22 protein-coding genes are annotated in these 24,668 nt (G+C 60.9%); 13 read left to right on the top strand and 9 right to left on the bottom strand.

Annotated elements, in window-relative coordinates:
* Window positions 1–40 precede the first annotated feature (40 nt).
* From lipA to IAU67_RS03170, 3 genes are read left to right on the top strand one after another with little or no spacing between them, the layout of a single operon-like run.
* Complete coding sequence (lipA, locus tag IAU67_RS03180) at window positions 41–1,084, top strand: lipoyl synthase (RefSeq protein WP_151843045.1); 1,044 nt, start codon at window positions 41–43, stop codon at window positions 1,082–1,084.
* Window positions 1,085–1,107: 23 nt separating this feature from the next.
* Entirely contained in the window at window positions 1,108–1,881 is a 774-nt protein-coding gene (locus tag IAU67_RS03175; RefSeq protein WP_151843044.1) for a DUF4191 domain-containing protein, read from the top strand.
* A gap of 57 nt (window positions 1,882–1,938) precedes the next feature.
* Window positions 1,939–2,595: a LysE family translocator gene (locus IAU67_RS03170; protein ID WP_151843043.1), complete on the top strand. Its 657-nt coding sequence runs from the start codon at window positions 1,939–1,941 to the stop codon at window positions 2,593–2,595.
* Window positions 2,596–2,625: 30 nt separating this feature from the next.
* Here the strand turns inward: IAU67_RS03170 and IAU67_RS03165 are convergent, their stop codons facing one another.
* Window positions 2,626–3,159, bottom strand: coding sequence for an RDD family protein (locus IAU67_RS03165; protein ID WP_151843042.1), 534 nt, complete (start codon window positions 3,157–3,159; stop codon window positions 2,626–2,628).
* A 275-nt stretch (window positions 3,160–3,434) separates the two neighbouring features.
* Here IAU67_RS03165 and glnA point away from each other — a divergent pair, with 275 nt between their 5' ends.
* The 3 genes from glnA to IAU67_RS03150 all read left to right on the top strand — a co-directional run bounded on the left by glnA (window position 3,435) and on the right by IAU67_RS03150 (window position 7,629).
* Window positions 3,435–4,871, top strand: a complete 1,437-nt coding sequence (gene glnA / locus IAU67_RS03160) for a type I glutamate--ammonia ligase (protein WP_151843041.1) — start codon at window positions 3,435–3,437, stop codon at window positions 4,869–4,871.
* A gap of 106 nt (window positions 4,872–4,977) precedes the next feature.
* Window positions 4,978–6,135, top strand: a complete 1,158-nt coding sequence (locus IAU67_RS03155; protein WP_225723587.1) for a hypothetical protein — start codon at window positions 4,978–4,980, stop codon at window positions 6,133–6,135.
* A gap of 54 nt (window positions 6,136–6,189) precedes the next feature.
* Window positions 6,190–7,629, top strand: coding sequence for a multicopper oxidase domain-containing protein (locus IAU67_RS03150; RefSeq protein ID WP_151843040.1), 1,440 nt, complete (start codon window positions 6,190–6,192; stop codon window positions 7,627–7,629).
* Window positions 7,630–7,671: 42 nt separating this feature from the next.
* Here the strand turns inward: IAU67_RS03150 and IAU67_RS03145 are convergent, their stop codons facing one another.
* Complete coding sequence (locus IAU67_RS03145) at window positions 7,672–8,874, bottom strand: YkvI family membrane protein (protein WP_151843039.1); 1,203 nt, start codon at window positions 8,872–8,874, stop codon at window positions 7,672–7,674.
* Between the two features lie 66 nt (window positions 8,875–8,940).
* Window positions 8,941–10,398, bottom strand: coding sequence for a threonine synthase (thrC, locus tag IAU67_RS03140; protein ID WP_151843038.1), 1,458 nt, complete (start codon window positions 10,396–10,398; stop codon window positions 8,941–8,943).
* A 657-nt stretch (window positions 10,399–11,055) separates the two neighbouring features.
* Between thrC and IAU67_RS03135 the strand changes: the two genes are divergently transcribed.
* Both IAU67_RS03135 and IAU67_RS03130 read left to right on the top strand, forming a co-directional pair.
* Entirely contained in the window at window positions 11,056–11,907 is an 852-nt protein-coding gene (locus IAU67_RS03135) for an ATP-binding cassette domain-containing protein (RefSeq protein ID WP_151843037.1), read from the top strand.
* Window positions 11,908–11,910: 3 nt separating this feature from the next.
* A complete protein-coding gene (locus IAU67_RS03130; protein ID WP_151843036.1) occupies window positions 11,911–13,917 on the top strand; it encodes a YhgE/Pip domain-containing protein in 2,007 nt (668 codons plus the stop codon).
* Window positions 13,918–13,959: 42 nt separating this feature from the next.
* On the opposite strand, the gene IAU67_RS03125 is transcribed toward IAU67_RS03130, so the two are convergent.
* Entirely contained in the window at window positions 13,960–14,220 is a 261-nt protein-coding gene (locus tag IAU67_RS03125) for a DUF2249 domain-containing protein (protein WP_151843035.1), read from the bottom strand.
* A 260-nt stretch (window positions 14,221–14,480) separates the two neighbouring features.
* On the opposite strand from IAU67_RS03125, the gene IAU67_RS03120 reads away from it, so the two are divergent.
* Both IAU67_RS03120 and IAU67_RS03115 read left to right on the top strand, forming a co-directional pair.
* Window positions 14,481–14,963, top strand: a complete 483-nt coding sequence (locus tag IAU67_RS03120) for an SRPBCC family protein (RefSeq protein ID WP_225723586.1) — start codon at window positions 14,481–14,483, stop codon at window positions 14,961–14,963.
* On the top strand, window positions 14,960–16,204 hold the full coding sequence (locus IAU67_RS03115) for a hypothetical protein (protein ID WP_151843034.1): 1,245 nt from the start codon (window positions 14,960–14,962) through the stop codon (window positions 16,202–16,204). The genes IAU67_RS03120 and IAU67_RS03115 overlap by 4 nt, the downstream gene beginning before the upstream one ends.
* 42 nt (window positions 16,205–16,246) lie before the next feature.
* Here the strand turns inward: IAU67_RS03115 and IAU67_RS03110 are convergent, their stop codons facing one another.
* A complete protein-coding gene (locus IAU67_RS03110) occupies window positions 16,247–16,675 on the bottom strand; it encodes a hypothetical protein (RefSeq protein ID WP_151843033.1) in 429 nt (142 codons plus the stop codon).
* A gap of 161 nt (window positions 16,676–16,836) precedes the next feature.
* Here IAU67_RS03110 and IAU67_RS03105 point away from each other — a divergent pair, with 161 nt between their 5' ends.
* The 3 genes from IAU67_RS03105 to IAU67_RS03095 all read left to right on the top strand — a co-directional run bounded on the left by IAU67_RS03105 (window position 16,837) and on the right by IAU67_RS03095 (window position 21,104).
* The gene (locus IAU67_RS03105) at window positions 16,837–18,651 is read left to right on the top strand and encodes an HtaA domain-containing protein (RefSeq protein ID WP_151843032.1); all 1,815 of its coding nucleotides are present in this window, start codon (window positions 16,837–16,839) and stop codon (window positions 18,649–18,651) included.
* A gap of 64 nt (window positions 18,652–18,715) precedes the next feature.
* The gene (locus IAU67_RS03100) at window positions 18,716–19,786 is read left to right on the top strand and encodes a heme/hemin ABC transporter substrate-binding protein (protein WP_225723585.1); all 1,071 of its coding nucleotides are present in this window, start codon (window positions 18,716–18,718) and stop codon (window positions 19,784–19,786) included.
* Between the two features lie 40 nt (window positions 19,787–19,826).
* Entirely contained in the window at window positions 19,827–21,104 is a 1,278-nt protein-coding gene (locus IAU67_RS03095; protein ID WP_151843031.1) for an HtaA domain-containing protein, read from the top strand.
* 119 nt (window positions 21,105–21,223) lie between these two features.
* On the opposite strand, the gene IAU67_RS03090 is transcribed toward IAU67_RS03095, so the two are convergent.
* The 4 genes from IAU67_RS03090 to IAU67_RS03075 all read right to left on the bottom strand — a co-directional run bounded on the left by IAU67_RS03090 (window position 21,224) and on the right by IAU67_RS03075 (window position 24,634).
* Window positions 21,224–21,898 carry a biliverdin-producing heme oxygenase gene (locus tag IAU67_RS03090; RefSeq protein WP_225723584.1) on the bottom strand — a complete coding sequence of 225 codons (675 nt, stop codon included), beginning with the start codon at window positions 21,896–21,898 and terminating at the stop codon, window positions 21,224–21,226.
* 118 nt (window positions 21,899–22,016) lie between these two features.
* Complete coding sequence (locus IAU67_RS03085) at window positions 22,017–22,865, bottom strand: heme ABC transporter ATP-binding protein (protein WP_151843030.1); 849 nt, start codon at window positions 22,863–22,865, stop codon at window positions 22,017–22,019.
* Window positions 22,865–23,932, bottom strand: coding sequence for a FecCD family ABC transporter permease (locus IAU67_RS03080; RefSeq protein WP_151843029.1), 1,068 nt, complete (start codon window positions 23,930–23,932; stop codon window positions 22,865–22,867). Before IAU67_RS03080 ends, IAU67_RS03085 begins: the two co-directional genes overlap by 1 nt.
* A 63-nt stretch (window positions 23,933–23,995) precedes the next feature.
* The gene (locus tag IAU67_RS03075) at window positions 23,996–24,634 is read right to left on the bottom strand and encodes a hypothetical protein (protein ID WP_151843028.1); all 639 of its coding nucleotides are present in this window, start codon (window positions 24,632–24,634) and stop codon (window positions 23,996–23,998) included.
* Between the last annotated feature and the right edge of the window lie 34 nt (window positions 24,635–24,668).

Genomic DNA, 24,668 nt, shown 5'->3' with positions numbered 1-24,668 from the left:
TAGTCGCGCACGCGCCCGAAAAGCGCGTAGGGTGGTGGGCATGACTGTGAACGCTGAAGGCCGTCGAATGCTTCGGATCGAAGCGAAGAACTCGCAGACTCCGATCGAGTCTAAGCCACGTTGGATCCGCACCACCGCAAAGATGGGTCCTGAGTTTCGTGATATGAAAAACCGTGTGTCTGGCGCGAGCCTGCACACTGTCTGCCAGGAGGCGGGGTGCCCCAATATTCACGAGTGTTGGGAGGATCGCGAAGCTACCTTTCTCATCGGTGGGGATACCTGCTCCCGCCGATGCGATTTCTGCCAGATTAAGTCCGGTCGCCCCTCCCCCTTGGATCTCGACGAACCGCGTCGTGTGGCCGAGAATATTCGGGAGATGGGTCTGCGCTACGCCACGATCACGGGTGTGACGCGTGATGATCTGGATGATGAGGGCGCCTGGTTGTACGCGGAGGTCGTGCGCAAGATCCACGAGCTGAACCCGAACACGGGCGTGGAAAACCTCACGCCCGACTTCTCTAACCGCCCCGAGCTGCTCAAGATTGTCTTCGAGTCCGAGCCTGAGGTATTTGCGCACAACCTGGAGACGGTTCCCCGTATCTTTAAGCGCATCCGTCCGGCGTTTAAGTACGACCGTTCCCTGGAGGTTATTCAGGCCGCGCATGACTATGGTCTGGTCACCAAGTCCAACCTGATTTTGGGCATGGGTGAAACCGCTGAGGAGGTTCGGGATGCGATCAAGGATCTCGCCGCAGCAGGCACGGATATTCTCACCATTACGCAGTACTTGCGTCCATCCTCCATGCACCACCCTATTGAGCGATGGGTGAAGCCGGAGGAGTTTATGGAGCATTCGGACTTCGCCTACGAGGCAGGTATTAAGGCCGTCATGTCTGGTCCTTTGGTGCGCTCCTCGTACCGTGCGGGCCGGCTGTATGCTCAGGCGAAGCACGCTCGCGGAGAGGCTATCCCTGACAACCTGCAGCACCTGGAGGCCACGTTGGACAGCACCACGTCCCAGGAAGCGTCCTCCTTGCTGAAGAAGTACGGTTCTTCTACCGAGACCCCAGTTACTGCTCGTTAGTTCTGTGCTCTATCCTTAAACGCATGGCGAAGGACATCCGCGAAAAGGAAAACAAGAAGGCAGAAAAGGCCGCGAAGAAGCAGGCCCGTCGCACTCAGTACTCCCAGATGTGGCAGGCGTTCAAGCTTCAGAAGCAGCGCGATAAGGCGCTGGTCCCCTGGATGATTGTGGCTTTTCTGGCTCCAATCATTCTGCTGGGTCTGTTGTCTCTCGTGTGGGGCTACTGGTTCCTGAATATTCCCGTGGGCATTGTGCTGGGTGCCATGCTGGCCTTGGTGGTCTTTAACCGCCGTCTGCAAAAGGGTGTCTATGACCAGATCGAGGGTGAGGCCGGCGCCGCCGCGTGGGCGTTGCAGAACATGCGCGATGGTGTGGGCATGAAGTGGATCACGGAGGCAGGAGTTGCCTCCAACACCCACATGGATGCCGTTCACCGTGTGGTCGGCACCCCTGGAATTGTCCTGGTGGGTGAGGGTGCGCCTCACCGTCTGAAGCCGATGATGGCTCAGGAGCGCAAGAAGTTGGCCCGCATCGTGGGAGCCACGCCGATCTACGACGTGGTGGTGGGCAACGAGGAGGGCCAGGTGCCCGTCAAGAAGCTCCAGCGCCACCTCATGCGCATGCCTCGCAATGTCAAGAAGAACGAGGTGGACGCCCTGAACGGCCGCGTGGAATCGATTTCCCGCCTGACGAACGCTCAGCGCGGCATCCCGAAGGGTCCGCTGCCGAAGGGCGGTCAGATCTCGGGCATGGGGCGCCGTGCGCGCCGTGCCGCTGAGCGTGGCAAGAAGAAGTAGAACGTGCCCCTCACAGGTACCCTTCTAGACCCTCGCCATAGTTAAGCGGTCTCCGCCATGGATGTACAGGCTCTCCTGACCATTCTCGCCATCAATGTGGTGGGCATTTACTCACCGGGTCCGGATGTGTTCCTCATCATGCGCCTGGCCACGAAATCCCGACGCCACGCGCTCGCCGCGGTCGCCGGCATTTCCACGGCTGTGGCACTCTGGGTGGCACTCACCGTCTTTGGTGTCGCCACACTTCTCTCCACTGTGCCAGAAGCCATGGGCATCATTCAGCTTGTGGGCGGCCTATGGCTGGCGTACATGGCCTATGGCATGGCACGCTCGGCTCGTGCTCAATGGGGCCGGTCGGTCGAGGAGCTGGGCGTCGATGATCACAGCGCACTACTCGGGTCGCTGGGGCATTCCTACCGCGCGGGACTATTGACCAACCTTGCTAACCCCAAGGCGGTGTTGTATTTCGCGGCGATTATGGCGCCGCTGATGCCCACGCAGGCGCCGCTGTGGGTGTCCGTGGTGCTGGTGATCGTCATCGTTGTCGAGGTGGCACTGTGTCACGGCCTGATCGCCGTGACAGTCAGCACCGAGCGCATCAAGCGCAGGCTGCTGGGAGCGGGCGCGTATATCGACGCCGCAGCCGCCGCCATCTTCGGCCTGTTCGCCCTGGCCTTATTCATCAAGGGAGTGTCTGCGCTGGTAGGTGCGTAAGCGAGCGGGGATCGCTCGCGCCGCCGCACGCTAGCGGACGCGGATCACAGCGGTGCCGGTGGCGCGGTCGTGCATACCGCGGCCATCGGTATCCTGAATGACCGGCGGGAACAGGAAGACCGTCAGCAGCGTGCGCACCACGGAGCGCCACAGGCCCACGTGCTTGGAGCCATCGTCGATGCGCGCGACCCCCAGGCCCAGGAACGCGTGTCCCGGAGATTGGGCAAACAGACACACAGTGACGATGCGCCACACGATGAAGGTGAACATCGCGACGGTTGCGTAGTCTCCCAATGCATCAGTCATGCGGGTAATGAAGAACGCCATGGCATAGCACATCAGCCAATCGATCAGCAGGGCTGCCATGCGGGGGAAGAGCCCCGCCAGCGATCCCGGACCGGATTGTGGCAGACCTAGGTTCTCGCCGGCATAGGTGCTGGGTGCAGCGGGATCCTCGTACTGTCCCGGAACTTCAGGACCCTCCAACCACGAGCGACGGGGCTTCGGTTGGGCGCGCCGGTGTGTGCTCGTGGGCTTGTTGTTTTTTGGCTGCTCTTTACTCATGATGCTTCAAAGATTATCCGCACCCCCTCCCCCAATGCACATTGACCCGCAGGATTCAGTACAGTTGAAGGCATTGGGTTTGTTAGCGAGTGCACGGTGAACCCTGCAGTGTGGTTCACGACATATCACTAGTTAACATTCTCGAAACACTAAAGTGACAGTTAAGCAACAACGCTTTTCTACACTGTGTGACTACGAGGTTCTAGTTTCCCGAGTAGGACGTTTGGCCTAGGGCCTGCAGGAAATAATTCCCACATAAAGGAATGGAAGAGATCATGTCATTTAAGACCGCTGAAGACATCGTCAAGTACATCAAGGACAACGAGATTGAGTTCGTTGACGTTCGCTTCACCGATGTGCCAGGTATCGAGCAGCACTTCACCATCCCCGCTGCAATGTTCGACGAAGACCTCGCAGAGGAGGGCTTGGCATTCGACGGTTCTTCCATCCGTGGCTTCACCACCATTGAAGAGTCGGACATGAACCTGCTGCCGGACTTCGAGACCGCGCAGATCGACCCATTCCGCAAGGCGAAGACCCTCAACATCAAGTTCTTCGTCCACGACCCATTCACCCGCGAGCCTTTCTCCCGCGACCCACGCAACGTTGCCCGCAAGGCCGAGCAGTACCTGGCCTCCACGGGCATCGCGGACACCTGCTTCTTTGGTGCAGAGGCAGAGTTCTACCTGTTCGATTCCGTTCGTTACTCCACGGACATCAACAGCAGCTTCTTCGAGGTGGACTCCGATGAGGGCTGGTGGAACCGTGGCGAAGAGTTCAACCTGGATGGCTCCTACAACCTGGGCTCCAAGACCCGCCTGAAGGGTGGCTACTTCCCTGTCGCGCCATACGACCAGACCCAGGAAGTCCGCGACGCCATGACCAAGAACCTCCAGGCCGCTGGTTTCGAGATCGAGCGTTTCCACCACGAGGTGGGAACCGGTGGACAGCAGGAGATCAACTACAAGTTCAACACTCTGCTGAAGGCCGCCGATGACCTGCAGACCTTCAAGTACCTCATCAAGAACACTGCTGTGTCCCACGGCAAAGCTGCAACCTTCATGCCGAAGCCTCTTGCAGGCGACAACGGCTCCGGTATGCACGCCCACCAGTCCCTGTGGAAGAACGGCGAGCCTCTGTTCTACGACGAGAACGGCTACGCAGGCCTGTCCGACATCGCGCGCTACTACATCGGCGGTATCCTGAAGCACGCCGGCGCGGTTCTGGCCTTCACCAACCCAACCCTGAACTCCTACCACCGTCTGGTTCCGGGCTTCGAGGCTCCAATCAACCTGGTGTACTCGCAGCGTAACCGCTCTGCTGCCATCCGTATTCCAATTACCGGTTCCAACGCCAAGGCCAAGCGCATCGAGTTCCGCGCTCCGGACCCATCCGGAAACCCATACTTCGGTTTCGCAGCCATGATGATGGCTGGTCTGGACGGCATCAAGAACCGCATCGAGCCTCACGCTCCTGTGGACAAGGACCTCTACGAGCTCCCACCAGAGGAGGCCAAGGACATCCCACAGGCACCAACCAGCCTGGAGGCATCCCTGAAGGCTCTGGAGGAGGACTCCGAGTTCCTGACCGAGGGTGGCGTGTTCACCGAGGATCTGATCGATACCTACATCGGTTACAAGTACGACAACGAAATTGCTCCCGTGCGTCTGCGTCCTACCCCGCAGGAGTTCGAGATGTACTTCGACTGCTAATCGCTGCACGAATCCTCATCGCTGCATGAGCCTGCCCCAGCCGGGGCAGGCTCATCGGCTTTAATGATGCTTTTTAAATACATCTTTATTGCCTAGACTGGTAGCTGTGACAGCGTCTCTCCGTGATACCCGTCGTCGTCCACCGGTGTGCCCACGCTACATCTTCCTGCTCTGCGCAGGCGTCTCCCTCCTTCTGGGCCTCATCACCGCCTTGAGCCGGCTGGGCGTGACCACCAACAACCTCAGCACCACACTGTCCGGGATCCACGGCCCCCTCATGGTCTTCGGCTTCATCGGCGGAGCCATCGGCCTGGAACGCGCCGTGTCCGTAGTCAACAGTTCCCCTACCCACACACTCTGGCCGTGGGCGGGACCGAGCTTCCATGCCCTGGGAGTCATTACGCTCATCGGTGCCGCCTCACAGCCCACGTTCGCGCCAGCGTTTATCACCGAGCATCCGCAGGCCATCGCAGGCATCATGTTTACTCTCAGCCAGGGTGTGCTCGGCGCGCTGTACTACAGCATCTACCGGCGCCAGCCCAGCATGGCGGTTCTCATCCAGGCCTGCGGCGTGATCGGCGGCGCATCGGCCACCGCACTGTTCGCCAGCGGCGCGGCCTTTGCGGACATCCTCCCGCTCACCGCCGTCTTCGTGGTCGCCACCATCATCGGTGAGCGCTGTGAGCTCGCCCGGGTGTCCATCGCCGGAGCGAACGCCGAAACCCACCTGACGGCCTTGATCTGCGCGGTGACGGCGGCGTCGATTATCTATATCGCCGCACCACGGCTGGGCTACCCACTGATCGGCGCGCTGCTGATCGTCACCGCCGTGGCCACCGCACGCGTAGATATCGCCCGCCACATGCTGAAGTCCACCGGCCTGCCTCGTTTTAGTGCTGTGGCGATGATGCTGGCCTACGCCTGGCTGAGCCTCACGGGCCTAGTGTGGCTGGCCTTCGGGCAGTCCAGCGCCGGATTTGCCTACGACGCAGCCGTGCACACCCTGTTCATCGGGTTCACGATGTCCATGATCCTGGCGCACGCGCCGATCATTGTAACTGGGGTCATCCGCAGGTCGCTCCCCTACCATCCAGTCATGTATGTGGCACTCGTGCTGCTCCACACGGGCCTCGCCGCCCGCGTGATCAGTGCCGCCCGGCAAGCCACGAGCCCCTGGCAGGTAGCTGGCGCGGTGACCGTGCTGGCTGTGGTGGTGTTCCTGCTGGTCTCTGTCACGCTCACCGTGCGGGGGCGACGCTCATGAGTACGCTGCCCATCTCCCACCAACACACCCCACGAGTGGAGGTTTAAGACTGTCATGACTGGTGTCACTCTTGGTTCGCCCAACGGCCCGACCGACCCGAAAGACCAGAACGATGCACACGCGCAGGGCGGCTCCTGGGCAACCTGGCTGGTGGTGGGGCTCGCCATCGCAGCCATCATGATGGTGGCGTTCACCATGTTCCACGGCGGAATCCCCACGCAGGATCGGGATAGCACGGCGGCGGGGGCGTCGGATACATCAGGGGCGATGGATCAGCAGCACGTGGAGCCCACGGGCGAGGTCGTCACGAAGGACATCAGCATCACGGGGATGAGTTACTCGCCGAGCGTGATCGAGGTGCCGCGCGGCGCCACGTTGATCGTGAACGTCACGAACAAGGGTACGATGCAGCACGACCTGACGCTCAACGGTCAGACCACCAAGATGCTCTCCCCTGGGCAGAGCGACCGGCTAGACGCCGGTGTGATCGGGCAGGATAGCGAGGGATGGTGCACGGTGGCAGGGCACCGCCAAGCCGGGATGGTACTGCAGGTCACGGTGGTTGAGAGCGATCATGCCTCGCAGCACTCGCATGGCACAGGACAATCACACAGTGCGCGTGGCGAATCCTCGGAGCATAAGGTTCGCGACGCACGCCTACCTGCGGCAAAGAAGACCACGGTGCACGAACTCACGATGGTCATGACCGAGGAGGTTCGGGAGGTCGCACCCGGCAAGAAACAAATGCAGTGGCTGTTTAACGGCCAGGCGCCGGGCCCGGTGTTGCGGGGTACTGTGGGCGATCGCTTCCGCATCACGCTGAAAAATGAGGGCTCCATGGGGCACTCGGTGGACTTCCACGCCGGCGAGGTGAGCCCGGATGCCACGATGACAACCATCCAGCCGGGCGAAGAGCTGGTCTACGAGTTCACGGCGCGCAGAGCCGGCGCATGGATGTACCACTGCGGCACGAATCCCATGAGCCTGCACATCGCCAACGGGATGGCCGGCATGATGGTCATCGACCCCGCGCCAGGCTCTGAGTTAGCACTGGATCCCGTGGACCACGAGTTCGCCCTAGCGGCACACGAGGTGTTCCTGGGCGATGAAAAGACCGGTGCGGATGCTGCGAAGGTGCGCGACGACCGCTACGACCTTGCCGCATTCAATGGCTATCCGAATCAGTACGCCGATGAGCCGCTGCGTGTGAAGGTGGGCGAGCGCGTGCGGATCTGGGTGGTGAACCTAGGCCCCACCCAGGCGTTGAGCTTCCACGTGGTGGGCGCCGTGTTCGACACGGTGTTCAGTGAGGGGAATTACAGCCTACGGCACGGGATACAGCAGAACACGGGTGCTCAGGTGCTGCCGTTGCTGGCGGCACAGGGAGGGTTTGTCGAAATGGAATTTGCTGAGGCGGGCACCTACACGATGGTGAACCACGCCACAGCGATGATGGAGAAGGGCCAGATGGGTCGCATCATTGTGGAGGACTAGCCGCGGGGAGAACTAGCCCCCCCCGGGCTAGCCGCGCAGGGACTAGTCGTCAAGCTTGTCCTTGACTTCCCCATCGATAACTTCGGCCAACTGCTCTTCGTCAATGTGGGATTCGGAGAGGTGCTTGTCCAGCTCGCGCTCCTCCTTAGCGCTGAAGTCCTCCTCGGGATCCTCACGGTGGGTAGTCAGCTCGTGGATGCGGTCACGACGCTTGGACTCGCGAGCAATGCGAGCGCGGGACTTGATCCACCACGCCACGAGTGCCGCGATCATCAGCAGACCCACGTAACCGATCACTGGGTAGACCTTGGCCATGAGAGACTCGAAGCCCACGAAGCTCACGGCGTAGCCCACCAGGGTGGCGCCAATAAGCGCTGGGCGGAAGGAGAACTTCGTGCTGGCGGTCACGCGGCGTGCAAGTGCGTAGAACATACCGATGGCCGTGTTGAAGATCATCACGAAGATGATGAAAGCCATGATGATGCCCAGCGTTGGATGGATCTGGTTGATGATCTCCAGCATCGGCACCGAGGTGCCCTGAACGTCCTCCATGTTGAGGTACAGCGTGATCGCAGAGATGAACAGCATGATGGTGTAGATGGCACCACCGATGATGCCGCCCATGCCCGCCTGACGAGGCGAGGCGTAGTTTCCGCCGATCACCAACGTCATGGACACCCCCAGCAGCAACGCCAGGCCGTCATAGTTCAGGGCGGACAGCCACCACGGAGACACCGGAGACTCCTCGGCCTGGGCCAGAGCCTCCGCAGTGGAGGTGTCCGGCATGTTCATCATCGTGTAGACGAACGCGAAGATCACCGCGATGATGATCAACGGGGTCAGGCCACCGATCACGCGGCTGACCTTGTCAACGTCCAGCATGCCGGTGAGGATCACGATCACTGTCATGATCAACGCGCCGATCCAGGCGGGCAGGTCGAACTGCTGTTCCAGGTTCGATCCCGCGCCTGCCAGCATCACAAAACCGATGCAGAACAGCGTCAGTGTTACGGAGATGTCCAGGAATCGGGACACGATCGGGTGGGAGGTCTTTTTGAACACCATGTTGTGTTCATCCGCCAGGAAGTAGCTGCCGATCTGCAAAAAGACCGCGCCACTGATGGTCACAACCAATCCAGCGATGGCCACTCCCCACAGCCCGACCAGGCCGAAGGACATGAAATATTGGATAACTTCTTTACCTGTGGCAAAGCCGGCACCCACAGTGAGTCCGACAAATGCCATAGCGATGGATACTGTCTTTTTCACTCTAACGAGAATACACACCTGCAGCTGCAGTGCCAGTGGAGCTTAGTGCTCGATCTCCTCAGTCTGGGCGATAGAGTTCTCGATAAACCGCTGGACTTCGGCCACGTCATTAGGCAAATCGGTGACGTGACGATCGGCCTCCATGATGCCCGCGAAGCGAGTCGGAATCTCTGGTTCCTGCCCGATGGCCTCGCGGATCGTGTCCGCAAACTTCACGGGAAGCGCGGTCTCCAGCACCACGATCGGGGTGTCCACCTGATCGGATACCTCCCGGGCGGCCTTCACACCATCGGCCGTGTGTGGGTCGATAAGCGTGTCGAGACGAGAGTGGGCGTCGGAAATAATGGAGACACGATCGGCGTGGGTGGAGGAGGCGGACAGGAAACCGTACGTCCCTGCAGCCTCGGGGAAAGCGGGGTCATCGGTGAGACTGAAGCCGCCCTCCTTGACCTTCGTGCCGAACAGCTCGTTGACGCGCTCGGCGTCCCGGCCGAGAAGGTCGAAGATGAAGCGCTCGAAGTTGGATGCGCGGGAGATGTCCATGGAGGGGCTGGACGTTTCGTACGTATCGGCGGAGCTGCGCACGCGGTAGTCGCCAGTGCGGAAGAACTCGTCCAGCACATCGTTTTCGTTGGTGGCGACGATGAGCCGATCGATGGGCAGCCCCATCTGCCGGGCGATGTGACCTGCGCAAATGTCGCCGAAGTTTCCGGTTGGCACGGAGAAGCTGACCTGCTGATCGTTGGAGTCCGTGACGCGGATCCAGCAGCTGATGTAGTACACGATCTGGGCCATCAGGCGGGCCCAGTTGATGGAGTTCACCGCGCCGATTTTGTGGGTGGCTTTGAACTCCGCATCGGCGCTGACGGCCTTGACGATGTCCTGGCAATCGTCGAACACGCCGTCCAGGGCGATATTGAAGATGTTCGGGTCATCGAGTCCGAACATTTGTGCCTGCTGGAAGGGGGTCATGCGGCCTGCCGGTGTCAGCATGAACACGCGGATTCCCTGGCGGCCGCGCATGGCGTATTCTGCACTTGACCCGGTATCGCCGCTGGTGGCGCCAAGGATGTTTAATGTTTCTCCCCGACGCCCAAGCTCATATTCAAACAGCTCACCCAGAAGCTGCATGGCCATGTCTTTGAAGGCTGCCGTGGGCCCTTCGGACAGGTGGCCGATGTAGATGTTGTCTTCTAAATGGGTGACGGGCACGATGTCCGGGTGGGCGAACTTCGGGGTGTTGTACGCCCTGTGTGCGATAGCATCCAGCTCCTCAGCGGAGATGTCATCAATAAAGAGTGCGAGGACCTCGGCAACGAGGGCTGGGTAACCCTGGGATTCATCGGCGAGCAACGCGCGCCAGCGGGTGAGCATGTCGTCGGTGATGCTCGGATACTCTGCGGGCAGGTACAGGCCGCCGTCTGGGGCGAGGCCGCCGAGCAAAATATCGGTGAACTTAGCTGGGGTCTGTTGGGGGTTGCGCGTTGAGATGTATTCCACGTGTGACAGCTTAGTGGAGTGTTGCTGTGGTTCCTACCTGTGGGGTAATCCTGTGCGGTCCACCGCATTAACTCTCAAGGGCATCCAGAATGTGCTTTGCCTGTGACAGCGTGACCTCAGGGCGCTTTCGGCGCAGCTGACGCGCGGCGCTGACCAACCCACCGCTCTCCAGTTCGCCCCGTAGGGACTGTTTCTCACTCTCAGTCAGACGGACCTCCCTGGGCGTGCTCTGTCGCTGAGTGAAAGCAGCGACAGCTCCGACCACGGCAAGCGCAAGACACACAAAGCCACTCACTGCAGGCCACGAGGACGGGCCATCCGATAATGCGATGAGCAAGCAGCCTATAACTAGCAGGCACACTGATGATGCGCACAGTTTTTCGAACACGGAGCCTCCATCCGGACGAATCTATTTAGTCTTATTGGCGTAATGATCATTATGTCAGAAACCGATTCTTTTGAGTGCGTGAATGCATAACTGAGAATGTGTCCGGCAATGATAAATGTTGCCGTAATTCCTGCTTGTGGGGTAATGTCAACAAGATATTTTCTGACGATTTCGTCATTACACGACGTTATGACATGACGTTGATGTGTGACGATGGGGCGTAACCACACGAACCCAGACGGCCCCTCCCACAGGAAGAGTAAAACATCATGTCTTTCGCTATGCGCGCGCACGACATTGAATTAGTTGGTGACGAAGGCCCCGTCTTCGGCCCCGTCTCCTTCGACGTTCCAGCAACGGGCATCACCAGCCTCGTGGGCCCCTCCGGCTCCGGACGCACTGCCCTCACCCTCGTCCTCTCAGGACGCATGAAGCCCACACAGGGAACGCTCGAGGTTCTCGGGCACACGGACATCGCCACCATTCAAAAAATCACCGCACTGGCGGGCGTGGAGCAAATCGATCTTCTGGACCGATCCGTCACAGTCAAAGAGGTCCTGACGGAGAACAAAGCCTGGGCCTCACCCTGGTACAAACCTCGCTCGCGCGTCACCGACGCCGACCTCGAGTACTACTGCAGGCGCATCTTCGGCGACCGTGATCTTCCCCCACTGAACGCCTACATCTCTCAACTAGCGGGCATCGACAAGCTCCTGCTGCGCATGAGCCTGGCCATGCACCCCGCCCATCAGACACCAGCGGAGATCCTTTTGGTGGACGACCTGGAACAGGTTCCTGAACTGGCCACACGGATGTACCTCATCGACCGGCTAGTCGCCTTGTCCGAAGAGATTCCTGTGGTGGTCACGTCGGTGAACCCGATCAACCAGCTCACACGGCTCGCACACTCCCCTGCCGTCCCGTTGGCCGCGGAAATCCAGCTCAATACGGACGCCGGTCACGTCATCCCAGAGCACACCGGAATCACCTGGAACGCTGACCGCACGATCGATGCGATGACCGCCATCGCCCCGCACCCCTTTAGTACCCGCAGCGACATGGGACGCACGGCACGCCCTCACGCCCCACTCACTCACAACGCAGACGACGCGGAGGTTTAAGACATGATTGCGCTGTTTAATCCCAATAGCCAGATTCGTAGTTTCAAACGCTCCAGGCTCACGCGCCTTGCGATCATCTCCCTGATCCTCATGCCCCTGCTCTACTCCGCGGTTTACCTGTGGGCGTTCTGGGATCCCTTCAACAACGTCAATTCACTTCCCATCGCGTTGGTTAACAACGATAAGGGCACCACAACCACGGACAAGGACGGCAAGACCAGCTCCGTCAATGCCGGTGATGTGATCGTCCAAGGTCTCCACGACAACGACCGGATCACGTGGATCGATACCTCCACGGAAGAAGCACAACAAGGGGTGAAAAACGGTACCTACTACTTCTCCCTGGAGATCCCCGAGAACTTCAGTGAGGCAGTGACCTCCCCCTCCACCGACAGCCCCGAAAAAGCACGGCTGATCACCACCATGAACGATACCAATGGCTACCTCTCCACCATCATTGGTAACAACGTCATGAAAGAGGTGCTCACCACCGTCAGCAACAAGATCTCCACCCAAGCCGTGGACAAGATCCTGGTGGGCGTGATGGATTCCGGTGGCGGCGTTCAGCGCGCCGCGGTCGGCGCCAAGCAGATAGCAAACGGCACCGCCCAGCTCAAAGACGGCACCATCCAGCTCAATGATGGGGCACGCCAGCTGGAAGAGGGGCTAGGCCGCAGCAAGGACGGCTCCGCCCAACTCGCAGACGGCTCGAGGAAGCTCGACAACGGATTGGGTGAGCTCAGCAACGGTGCGGGACGGCTCAGCGCAGGAACGGCCGAGCTGAATTCCCGGGTGAGCGCGGCGTCGGAAAATATTAAGGCCTCGGCGGACACCGTGGATCAACTGCGCGCCAACACCGATCAGCTCGGCGGCCGGGCAGCGCAGATCAACGGGGTGGTGCAGCAGCTCAACCGGGTGGCCGATGCCCTGCCGCCCGAGCAGCGTGAACAGTTGAACCAGCTGGCGCGGGACACGGGCGACCTGGATTACCAGCTCAACAATCCGGCCTCCCCACTGAAGGCAGGCCTTGGACGGGCTGGATCGCTCACAGGCCAACTCGACCAACTGACCGACGGCGTGCGCCAGATCAACGACGGTGCGCAGCAGCTAGACGCGGGGTTGAAGACGGCCAAGGATGGCTCGTCCCGACTCGCCACGGGCAGCAGGGAGCTCGACGAGGGTAACGCCAAGTTGCTCGACGGAGCCCACCGCCTGTCCGAAGGAACTCACAAGGCCGCCGAGGGCAGCACCAAGCTGGACAAGGGAGCCCACCAACTCTACACCGGCCTGGATAACGGCTCCAAGCAAATTCCGCGGTGGAACGCGCAGCAAACGCAGAATGCCGCGGACACCATCGGTAACCCCGTGGAGCTGAATAGCTTCAACGACGCCGGCGATCACGCCTTCGGCCCAGGCCTTGCGCCGTTCTTCCTCAGCCTGTCCCTGTACATCGGCGGAATCGTGATCTTCTTCATCCTCCGGCCGCTGCAGACTCGCACCGTGAACTCCGGCATCAGCGCTTGGCGGGCGGCCTTTGACGGCTACTTCCCGGGGCTCGTGATCGGCATGCTGCAGGCGGTTGTCATGATCGCCACCACCGTGTGGGTGGTGGGACTAGAGCCGGTGAATCTGGTGGGTACCTTTGCGTTCGCGATCTTGGCGTCCGCGATGTTCATCGCACAGCTTCAGATGTTCATCGCGGTGTTGGGCATCGGACCCGGCCGCGTGGTGTCCATGGCGGTGTTGATTCTGGAGATGATCTCCTCCGGTGGTTTGTATCCGGTGGAGACTCAAAACAAGGTCATTCAGATGCTGCATCACTTCAACCCGATGACCTACACAGTTAACGGATACCGCCAAGTCATTTATGGCGCCTACGATGAGCGCTTGGCGATTGCCATCGTGGTGCTGCTGTGCCTAATCGCGCTGTTCCTGACAGTAACGACGCTTACGGCGCGCAGCCAACGCACCTGGACGATGAAGAGGCTGCATCCGGCGCTCAATGTATAAGCGCGGGATGTCCACGTATAGACGTGCAGAGCGCGGGCAGGCCTAGGCCGTGCGGGTGAACTTGATATGCCAGTCCTCGGGCCCCTCCTGGATGTACTCCAGGTCGAAGGTCTCGGGACGGGCCTCTACCTCCCGCAACAGGGGCACGGGGTTGTGCGGGGCGATGAGGATCATCGCCTCGCCCACCTGACGTGTGCCGAGTGCGCCGTGAATGGCGCCATGCCGCAGCGCATGGGGGATCGCGCTGGCGTTCAGCGCTGGAATCTCTTGGGGCTTTCCTGCCTCGTGGATGGGGAGCTGCATGTGTGAGTCCTTTCGGTCACGATGTCGGTTCATACTTCAGTGATGAGTCGGCAGCAATTCGGCCGGTACTCCGAACTGAAGAATCATCATTAAAGATGCATTCAATATACCGCTTTTAGCTAGGCTCCCTCAAGAGCACCAACGCCAGCAACTCCACCCATAGCCACCACTCCCCCAAAAAGAGCACATCCCGCAAACACTGAGGAAAAGTTTCCCTCATTACCCCAGCGCACGGAGCGCGTCGGTTATGATCTTGGTTCATGAGCATCGCTTCCCCTCTACTGTCAGCACAGTGCACGATCAACGCACCCGCAGCCGTAGTGTGGGCTAAGCTCAGCGATCTGTCCGCCATGGGCGCCCGCAGCCCCCAGTGCATGAAGATGATCAGCTTCGGCTCCCCCAACAACATGGTGGGAAGCCTCACCCTCAACCTGAACCGGCGTGGGCCCTTGTGGTGGCCCACATTTTCCGTCATTACTGAGTGGTTTGAGCCCCGTGTCCTCGAGTTCCGCATCCCCATTAACGGAACCCGATGGCGCTATACCCTGACGGAGGACACCACCCCTGACGGACAGACGGTCACCCACGTGACCCATGAGCGCCTGGTTCAGGGCGATACCACAAAGCTCTCCCGGGCACTGGTCGCCATCGCCATGGGCGGCAACGAATCCTTCGAACAGGAGCTTATTAACGGCATGAATCAGACCCTGGCCGCCCTCACACAGGATTCCGAACAGTCGTGAACACGGACGCCAGGAAACCCTGGATCCTCTGGTGCGTAGCCCAAGTCATCAATCTCGGCGTGACTGGCCTGTGGGGGCTCAGCGTGGACGACGTGCACTATTATCACCGCGGGTTGAACGACCCCTGGCACGGTAGCCTCTCCGAGTACCCGGATGCCAGCCTGTGGCCGCTGCGCCTGCTCGAGATGATGAGCAACCATAGCACCTCCACCTTTACGTGGCTCTTCCTGCTGTTCAACGTGGGGATCTCCGGCCTGTTCATGCTCTATTTTTCCAAGCACCCTTCCCGGGACGGCGCCTTGCGCGCGGCCTGGTTCTGGGCTGCCTTCAACGTGTGCATGGGTCCCCTCATCCTGACGCGCTTGGATCTTGCGGTGGGGCTGGTTGTCGCGTGCTTCATCGCGATGCTCAGCACACGGTGGGGTTCTCTCGCCCCGGCACTGCTGGCCTACGCCACCATGATGAAGCTCTCCCCTGGCGTGATCGCCGTGAGCCTGGTGGGAAGGATGACGGAGTCCAAGACGTGGATGCGCGTGGGCATATTCGTCGCAAGCCTTGGTGCCATCGCAGCACTGACCTTGAGCCACGCCGACGTCGATCGCCTGCTCTCCCCCTTGAGCTACCAGGATGTTCGTGGCTTGCAGGTGGAGTCCGTGGCCGCCTCCCCCTTCGTCCTGGCCGCGGCATTGACGGATGGCCAGTGGACCGTCGCGTGGTCCCCGTCGAAGAGTTATGAGATCACCGGCCCCGGCGTCACCACTGCTCTGGCGTTCACGAATGCCCTGATGCTACTGACGATCGTGGCCGCGCTGGTACTGGCGTTGGCCCAGTTTTTCCGTTCGGCGAACTCCCGGATGCGCGGCTGGTCGGTGGACTACGTCATGCACGCCACCTTGAGCATCATGATGGCATTGCTGGTGGCGAATAAGGTCTTTTCGCCGCAGTACCTGATGTGGGTGGCCCCCATTGTGGCGCTGCTCCTGGCGCGGGAGAATCGCCCCCGCCTCGCACGAGGGTTCCTGGGCACCGCGCTGCTGTCTGCGGTGATCTTCCCGTATGCGTACCTGGAACTCACGGACGGGCCGGCTCTGTGGATCGCGCTCGTGCTCTGTGTGCGCAACGCGCTGGTGGTGTACACGTGTTACGTGTGCGTGCGCAATCTGCTTGCGTTTATGTTTCCTAACTCCCGTACAATCCCCTTCGACGCCGAGCCTCACCCCCGCCCGGCCACCGTCTCCTAGTCGGCGTCCCTACCCTCATGCGTGAGCGTGGTGCAGGGGACGCTACTGAGATTCCAGGCGCCTAAACGTCGGAAGGTAGAACACCGCTGCCGCTGCAAGGCACCCTAGAAGCACAGCTGCCACAAGCTGCACCTGACCCCACCTGTCGAGCGCAATGTTGATGGCCAGCGCCGCAATCACAACCACGGCGAACGTAATAACACTGTTGAGCGCGTCCTTCTTCTCCGCGAGGTCGTATTCCGCCCATGGCTCGTCCGGGTAGAGTTTCATGGCGCTTCTGCGCCGGGAGCGGTCCTCCCGGAACACCATCAGGCCCAGGCACGCGAGGGTGCACACGCTGGCGATCATCACGATCAATCCCTCTCCCAGCCCTAGCCCCACGGCCAGCGCCGCGATGCTGAGGGAGATCACGATTTTCTCCACGGGGGAGACCACAATTACCCGTGTTGGATCCACTCCAGAAATGTCCATTGTCCTGCACTTTCTTATCCAGAAACCATCTCATACGGGTGGCTTCATCTTGTCTTTCGGGGGTACTCACACACAGTGGAAGCAAGATCAGCCTACCCTAAATTAAATCCATAGTGTTAGGCTACCCTTGGCTTATTCATGATAAGGAAGGCTAACTTAAGATGCAGCATAGGTCTTCGCTGGCTGTGGGTGCCCGCACAGCAGCCAGCGCCCTAGCCCTCGGCACCGCACTCACCATCGGTGGAGGGCTCCTCGGGTCGGCAGCACCCGGCGCATACCTGCCCGAGGCCTCCGCCCAATCCTGCTCCACTCCCCACCAGAGGCTCCAGGGGCAACTGGATTGGGCCGTGAAGGACTCGTTCCTGAATTACATCAAGGGACCCATCGCGAAGGGTTCTTGGACCACCCGTGGCGCGAAGGACAATGGATCAGGCTTCAGCTTCACCGTATCCAAGGGCTACGTCGATGCTGAAGGACTCGGCTTCGCCGCAGGTACCGGAAACGTGACCTTCACAGGTCACGGCGGGCTGCTCAAGACGTCCATCTCGGACCCCACCCTGAAGTTTACTGGAGGCAACACCGCACAGTTGTTGGTGATCATGAGCTCTCAGGATGCCGATGGCAATGAGATCCAGGGTCTGGATGGCTGGGTTCACCTGGCTGATGTGACCTTCACCTCTCCTGTCACCGGCGGCGGCAACTACATCGGAACCCCCATCCTCACCAGCACCGGAGCAGCAGCCTTCGCCGACTTCTACGACGAAGGCACCGAGCTGGCGGACATCAACCTCAGCGTTCAAGCAGCCCAATCCTGTGGCTCTCTCCCCACACTCGATGGGCTGGACTCGGTGTCCACCAATACTCCAGCCGCCACGCCGCGTCCACACAAACCTGCAAACGGAAACTCTGGAGCATCCGGTGCCAAGCCTGCACCTGCTGGCCGCCCGGCCTCCGGCACGAAACCCGCCCCCGCAGCAGGCGGCAAAGCAGGCGCAGCCCCAGCTCGCACACAATCCGGTGGCTCCAAGGGAGGAGCCAGCACACCGCAGGCCGCCACGGGCGGCGGCTCCGGATCGGGAGCTGCCGAGCAGTGCACGGCCGTCACCTCAAGCCAGATTTCCTGGGGCGTGAAGCAATCCTTCCGCACCTACATCAGCGGCTCCATCGCCAAGGGCGGCTGGGAAGGCGACGGAGTGGGTGACTCCGGAAACGCCTTCGTCTTCTCCGGCGGCTCCGGCTCCGTGGATGCGAACTCCAAGGTCGGTTCTGTCAACACCTCCGGTACCCTGCGCTTCTACGGCCACAACGGCAAATTGAACCTGGTTATCTCCAACCTGCGCGCTACCTTCTCCGGCAGCAGCGGACAGCTCATCGCCGACGTGCAGTCTTCCGATGTGGAAGGCACGCCGAAGAACTTCGGCACGGTCGCGCTGGGAGATCTTTCCTATAGTTCCTTGGACGTCAGCAGCTCCTCTGTGTCCGGATCTGCCGAGGTCTCCCTCACCGCCGCCGGTGCGGATGCCTTCGCCGGCTTTTACGAGCCCGGCACCCGGCTGGACCCGATCTCCATCAGCGCAAGCCTCAGCGGTTCCGCCGACTGCGCCGGCGCCACCAGCGGCGCCTCGAGCGCCTCCGATGGAACAGCTGCCGCAGCATCCGGTGCTGCAGCCGCCCTGAAGGGTGGCGGCGGCAGCGGCAGTGGCTCCTCGGCAGGTGGCGCGAAGTCCGGCCAGGGCGCCAACGCCTCCAACGGGGACGCGAAATCCAAGTTCGGACAGAAGGGCTCCGGCCTGCTCTCCTTCCACAACGGTGAAGGCGAGGACGACGGAAGTGGCATCCTCTCGGCAGGACTCAGCGGCGCGAACATGGGCCCCGTTCAGCTCATCGCAGTGCTCGCCGTGTTCGGCATCGCTGCCGCCTCCTGCCTCACGCTGTCCTACAAGCGCAAGCCTCTGAGTCTGGCGGAGGTGGAGTAAGCCCATGAAACTCCCCACCACCAGGAATGCACCCCACGGGCCCCTCCGCAAACCCTTCAGCAAGATGGCCTTCACAGCGGTGATGCTGTCCGGGATGATGCTGTGGGCGTCGTGCGGAATCAACACAGACAACGGCGCACGGAACGCGGCGGCGGCGCAGGAAACATCCTTCGATGCCGTGATGGAGCAAACGGCGCAATGGACGAAGAAGGATCCGCGAGCCACGAAGGGCGTCTCGGAAGCAGAGTTGGTCGGCGATGTCACGCCCATCAGCGACTCCGTCACCCCCACCCTGCCCGTCTCCCTGACCGACGCCGACGGCTACGACGTGGAGGTCACCGACGTCAGCAGGATCCTGCCGCTGGATCTCTACGGCACCACCTCCCGCACCATCGCTGGCCTGGGGCTTCGCGACAACATCGTGGGCCGCACGGTCAGCTCGATGGAGCCCAGCCTGGCCGACCTCCCCGTCGTCACCCAGGGTGGGCACAACCTCAACGTTGAGGCCATCCTGAACCTCCGGCCCTCGCTGGTGATCGTCGATCATTCGATCGGCCCCGATACGGCCATTGACCAGATCCGCGACGCCGGCGTGACCGTCGTGGTGCTCAACCCCACCCACTCCCTGGACAGCATTGGCGAGGACATCCAGAACATCGCGGGTGTGGTTGGACTCACGAAGGAAGGCAAACAGCTAGCGGAACGTGCCGAACGCGAACGCGACGAGGCGATCGCCAAAATCAAAGAAGTAGCACCCGACAACCCGCTGCGCATGGCCTTTATCTATGCGCGCGGGACCGGCGGGGTGTTCTTCATCCTCGGACCGGACAGCGGCACCGATGATCTGATCTCCTCCGTGGGCGGCGTGGACACCTCGGTGGATGCGGGCATTACCGACATGACCCCCGCAAACGCCGAAGCGCTGGCCAAGATCAATCCCGAAGTCATCGTCATGATGACGAAGGGACTGGAATCCGCGGGCGGTCTGGAGGGATTGCTCGCCAAACCTGGCGTGTCCGAAACGGAGGCAGGCAAAAACCAACGCATCGTCACCATTCCAGACAGCCAATCCCTAAGCTTCGGCCCACAAACAGGCGAAATGATCCTGTCCTTCGCCAAAGCGCTCTACCAATAACCCACCATCAACCCCCTCAAGCACGTGTGAAAGGTACACCATGACCATCAACAACAAGTCCCTGAAGAAGTCCGCACTGCGCGCACTGATCGCAACCGTCGCCACCACCAGCATTGCGATGGGTGCCGTCACCCCGATGGCCACCGCGCAGACCGACGCCGCCGGCGCCGTGACCTGCAGCGACGCCGACAAGAACTACAACGTGACCGCAGGCACCTTCAATTGGGATCTCCGTGACTCCTGGGTGCGGTACATTCATGGCTCCATCGCCCGTGGTCATTCTTCGGCCACCGGTGACATCACCACCAACGGTAGCGACCAGAGCTCTTCGTGGACCTTCAACTCCACCCGAGGTACGGTGAGCGGCACTGACCAGGCAGAGTTTGCAGTGGACGGCACCCTGCACTTCCAGGGCCACCAGGACAAGAAGAGCGGCGACTACATCCTGGATAATAAATTCTCAAACTTCGTGTTGAAGGCCCACGGCACCACCCTGGAACTGGTCGCTGACGCAGATGCCCGCGAATACGTGGATACGCACACTGTTGGCAAGATGAACTCCACCAAGGCTGTGACTCTGTCCACCTGGACACTCACGGAGCCGTTCACCGTAAGCGAAGGAACGGTGAACTTTGCCTCTGCTGGTAGAGGTCAATTCACGGAGGCGGGGCAGATTGCCTTCGGAGGCTTCTACAAAGACGACAATATTTACACGTCTCCTATCAGCGGCAGCTTCACTTTTGCCGCGGAGTGCCCGGCTCCTGCGGAACAGCCTGAAGAGCCGAAGGTCGAAGAGACTTCCAAGCCTGAGGACACGAAGACCAACGAGCCGAAGGTCGAAGACACCAGCAAGCCTGAAGAACCAAAGGTCGAGGAGCCAAAGGTCGAGGAGCCAAAGGTCGAAGAGACCTCGACGCCACAGGACCCAAAGGTCGAGGAGCCGAAGGTCGAGGAGCCAAAGGTCGAAGAGACCTCGACGCCACAGGACCCAAAGGTCGAGGAGCCGAAGGTCGAGGAGACCAAGACGCCTGCGGATCCAAAGGTGGAGGATCCAAAGGTCGAGGAGCCTTCCAACCCGGAGCCTCCAAAGGTTGAGGAGCCCAAGACGCCTGAGGATCCAAAGGTCGAAGAGCCTTCCACCCCGGAACCTCCAAAGGTTGAGGAGCCCAAGACCCCTGCCGGCAGCGGAAACTTCTTCACCAGCCTGTTTGCCAAGTTCAACGGCGTAGCAGGAGTCCTGGTCGGTTTCCTGGGAACCTTGGGACTGATCGGACTGATCACCCACCTGCTGCTCCACACTCCGTGGCTCCACCGCTAATCACCCCCCACCGCTCGTACGAGCAGCTAAAAGGGTTCAGCCCCGCTGGTCACCAGCGGGGCTGAACCCTTTCTTTGTGGGTGAAACGACACAGTGTGTGTCCTTTAACCGCAGATCCACTACTGACAGTGGATCTTGCCCAGGTCGACGAACACCTTCTGGTTAAGGATGAAGGCAGTACCCGCGCTTGCTACCAGGGCGTCCTGTTCCTCGCCGCTCAAGATAGTCTGCAGTTTATCTAACGCCATGCGATATGTGTCCTTGTAGGGCTTAAGCTTGCCGATGGCCGTGAAGTCATAGAAGCTCAAGGCCTCATCGGGGATTCCCAGCAGGCTTTTCATCTTCGAGGCAACCACCTGTCCGCCCGACAGATCCCCGAGATACCGCACGTAGTGGTGTGCAATCATGGCGACCGTATCCCCACGCTCGGCAACCTCCTGCAGATGGGCAACGTATTCGGCGGTAGCGGGAAGCGGTTGTGCGTCAACGTTTCCCCCCAGCGCCGCCACGTCGTGGCGCAGGCGATCGGCGCGGTCCAAGCGCCGATCGGCCACATACTGCACGCAGGGGTCCTGGGTGAACGTGTCCAATGCGTGTTCCAGCGCCGTATAGAATTGCAGGCTCTGTTCCTGGAGGGCCACGAAAGCGTCCCTGTGCAGCTTTCCTTCCAACAAGTCCACGATGAACGTCGAGTTTTCTGCGCGAGTGTGGGCCTCAGCGGTTTCCTGCTTGAGCCGTTGAGCCAGCGAGCTGGAGTGTGATGTCTGTGTTGATTCCATATTTGTATCCTTCATGTGTTGTGTGTCTGTGCCGTATGTGAATGTCTTGGCGTGAACGTATTGGCCGTGAACACGTAGTCCGAGCTGGCGCGATACGTGTGACGTGTGTGAGTCCTGTGGGCTGTGTGCGATGTCAGAACATGGGGCACGCACCCTGCGCCCGTTCCCGAGCCAACGCCAACGCCGCAGCCCGTGCGTCCTGGCTGCGTTGCCCGTGCGCCGCACGGATCCAGGGAACCCCATCGATGTAGGCCACATCAACCGGCCACCCGTACACGTCGCTGAGGTTCTCGGAGGTGCACACGTGCGCCGGCATGCCCTGGGCCACAACCTCCCCCTCTTTGAGGAGCACTACCCTATCGCAATGCCGCGCCGCGGTCTCCAGGTCATGGATCACCACCAGCACCGCTTTCCCGCTAGCCGCCATGTCGCGCACGTGCAGCATGGTTTTTTCGCTGTGGCCGATGTCCATCGCCGCGGTGGGTTCGTCGAGAATCACCACATCCGAATCCTGAACGATAATCCGTGCCAGTGCCGCACGCGCACACTCACCACCGGACAGGGTGGTGATGTCGCGGTCAGCGTGCTCTCCGAGCCCAACCTGCTCTAGAGCGTGAGCCACACGCTGTTCATCATCTGAGTCTTTACCCCACGCGCTGCGCCCCATGGCGACCACGTCACGCACACTAAAGGAGAAGCTGACCTGGGTGTTTTGCATCATCACGGAGCGGATGCGAGCCGCCTCTTTATCGCTGTAGGACGAATATGCGCGCCCTTTGAGGAGGACACTTCCGGCGTCGGGTTCAATATCTCCAGAGAGCACCGACAACAGGGTGGATTTGCCGGCACCATTCGGCCCGATCAGCCCCACCACTTCGCCAGGCAGGACCTGCACGTCCACTCCCTTGAGCACCTCGTGCGTGCAAGCGCCGCCGACGGTCAGCCCCACGTTCGTGCAGCTGAGTATAGGTGTGATGGCCATTAGTGAGCACCTCCGTAGCGCGCCAGGTTCCGGCGCAACAAGATGAAGAATGTTGGCCCGCCCACCAGAGCGGTGAAAATCCCGATGGGCAGTTCTGCATAGGCGATGAGCGTGCGCGCCACGAGGTCAGACAGAGTGACCAGCACCGCGCCTCCCACCGCGGACAGCGGAACCAGCCATCGGTTCGAGGGACCCAGGGCTTGGCGCAGGATGTGCGGCACAATCAAACCAACAAACCCGATGATGCCCGCGAAACTCACCGCCGCGGCCGCCAGCGCAGTGGACAAGCCCACCACCAGTGGGCGCATCACACCCACGCGAACACCCGCATGCCGGGCGGCCTTCTCCCCAAGCGCCAGCACGTCGAGCCAGCGGGCGATCGCAATGGCGCCAGCAACGCATCCCACGATCGGGATGATGACGGTGGCAATGTGCTTCCACTGCGCGCCGTTTAAGGAACCCATCTGCCAGAAGATGATCTCCTCACGGGCGCTGGTGGGGGCGAGAAACACGAAGAAGCTGATGAGGGCGCCGGCAACAGCATTGACGGCGATGCCTGTGAGGATCAGCGTGAGGATGTGAACCTTCCCCTGAGACCGGGAGAGCCGGTACACCAGCAGCGTGGTGATGATTCCGGAGAGGAACGCGAAGAAGGGCACCGTCGCGGTTCCCAGGAAGGTCCATCCGAAGACGATGGCGGCGGCCGCTCCCACGCCGGCGCCGCTGGTCACGCCGATCACTCCGGGTTCGGCCAAGGGGTTTCCCAGCAGGCCTTGCAGGATGGTGCCGGCAACGGCGAGCGCACTGCCCACCAGTAGGCCGAGGATCAGGCGCGGGACTCGGATGTTCCACAGCACGGAGTTGTGCGGCCCTACCGAGTGTTCGTCATAGCTGCCTCCGGGTCCTGCGAGCACCTGGCTCCAGACCTCCCCTGGCGACATGGAAAACTGCCCCAGGGTGAGGTTGAGCACGATGGTTGCCACGCTGCCTAAGGCGAGCAGAGTGATGGTGATGATGCGCCGTTCGCGCAGGCGCTGCGCTGATGTTTTCTCCTGCCGTGTCTCCACTTAGGTAACACTACATTAGGATAGGCAAACTTCGGTAATGCATGCCGTAGCTGCGTCCGCCCTTTAGGCGAGCGCCGCCCGAATCGCCGCCGCAGTCGTCGCGCAGGACGCCGAAATATCCTCATCCGGGTACGCGCGGCACACATCCGACCCATGCGCCATCACCATCAGCATCGCCGCGGACAGCTCCTCCGCGAACAGCTCTTCATCTTCCTCGCTGAACACGTTCGTCACCGCCGGGATACTCACCCGATCCCGATCAACGGGCGCTGGACACGCCGACGCCGCAACCAACCGAACCACCGCCTGGGCCGCTATGCCCACCGTGTGGCGCTGCTCCGTCAATTCATTAATCCGACGCCGGAACTGCAACATGGACGGCATCGTCACGTGATGCTCGCGCCAACGCGCGGTCGCGTGAGCGCGATCCAGCGCCGCCCCCAGCTGTTCCTGCTGCACGGCAATGGCCGCGTGGAATGTATGCAGCCCCAGCTTGTCGCAGGCAGTGCCCAGCACTCGCAGGCCCTCCCAGTGCTGTTCAAGGTAGGCGGCGCGCCCGATGAACGGGAGCTGGTGCGCGATCATCCGCTGCCAGCATTGAGAACGCTGCAGCGCATCGGTGATAGTAGTGCGGGTGCTCTCCACCAACGGTGCTACATCAAGGTATGCGCGGTGGTCCTGATCCCAGTGATCCGCATTCATGGAACGTGTTCGCCTCCTTTTCTCAAGAAGTTAG

This window comes from Corynebacterium zhongnanshanii (assembly GCF_014490575.1).
GTDB classification, from domain to species: Bacteria; Actinomycetota; Actinomycetes; order Mycobacteriales; family Mycobacteriaceae; genus Corynebacterium; species Corynebacterium zhongnanshanii.
This window is presented reverse-complemented; position numbering and strand designations above follow the sequence as displayed.

Excerpts from the sequence above, each read along its gene's own strand:
- lipA (WP_151843045.1), top strand. The coding sequence starts at position 41 with ATGACTGTGAACGCTGAAGGCCGTCGAATGCTTCGGATCGAAGCGAAG.
- IAU67_RS03175 (WP_151843044.1), top strand. The coding sequence starts at position 1,108 with ATGGCGAAGGACATCCGCGAAAAGGAAAACAAGAAGGCAGAAAAGGCC.
- IAU67_RS03170 (WP_151843043.1), top strand. The coding sequence starts at position 1,939 with ATGGATGTACAGGCTCTCCTGACCATTCTCGCCATCAATGTGGTGGGC.
- IAU67_RS03165 (WP_151843042.1), bottom strand. The coding sequence starts at position 3,159 with ATGAGTAAAGAGCAGCCAAAAAACAACAAGCCCACGAGCACACACCGG.
- glnA (WP_151843041.1), top strand. The coding sequence starts at position 3,435 with ATGTCATTTAAGACCGCTGAAGACATCGTCAAGTACATCAAGGACAAC.
- IAU67_RS03150 (WP_151843040.1), top strand. The coding sequence starts at position 6,190 with ATGACTGGTGTCACTCTTGGTTCGCCCAACGGCCCGACCGACCCGAAA.
- IAU67_RS03145 (WP_151843039.1), bottom strand. The coding sequence starts at position 8,874 with ATGGCATTTGTCGGACTCACTGTGGGTGCCGGCTTTGCCACAGGTAAA.
- IAU67_RS03135 (WP_151843037.1), top strand. The coding sequence starts at position 11,056 with ATGTCTTTCGCTATGCGCGCGCACGACATTGAATTAGTTGGTGACGAA.
- IAU67_RS03130 (WP_151843036.1), top strand. The coding sequence starts at position 11,911 with ATGATTGCGCTGTTTAATCCCAATAGCCAGATTCGTAGTTTCAAACGC.
- IAU67_RS03125 (WP_151843035.1), bottom strand. The coding sequence starts at position 14,220 with ATGCAGCTCCCCATCCACGAGGCAGGAAAGCCCCAAGAGATTCCAGCG.
- IAU67_RS03120 (WP_225723586.1), top strand. The coding sequence starts at position 14,481 with ATGAGCATCGCTTCCCCTCTACTGTCAGCACAGTGCACGATCAACGCA.
- IAU67_RS03110 (WP_151843033.1), bottom strand. The coding sequence starts at position 16,675 with ATGGACATTTCTGGAGTGGATCCAACACGGGTAATTGTGGTCTCCCCC.
- IAU67_RS03105 (WP_151843032.1), top strand. The coding sequence starts at position 16,837 with ATGCAGCATAGGTCTTCGCTGGCTGTGGGTGCCCGCACAGCAGCCAGC.
- IAU67_RS03100 (WP_225723585.1), top strand. The coding sequence starts at position 18,716 with ATGGCCTTCACAGCGGTGATGCTGTCCGGGATGATGCTGTGGGCGTCG.
- IAU67_RS03095 (WP_151843031.1), top strand. The coding sequence starts at position 19,827 with ATGACCATCAACAACAAGTCCCTGAAGAAGTCCGCACTGCGCGCACTG.
- IAU67_RS03090 (WP_225723584.1), bottom strand. The coding sequence starts at position 21,898 with ATGAAGGATACAAATATGGAATCAACACAGACATCACACTCCAGCTCG.
- IAU67_RS03085 (WP_151843030.1), bottom strand. The coding sequence starts at position 22,865 with ATGGCCATCACACCTATACTCAGCTGCACGAACGTGGGGCTGACCGTC.
- IAU67_RS03075 (WP_151843028.1), bottom strand. The coding sequence starts at position 24,634 with ATGAATGCGGATCACTGGGATCAGGACCACCGCGCATACCTTGATGTA.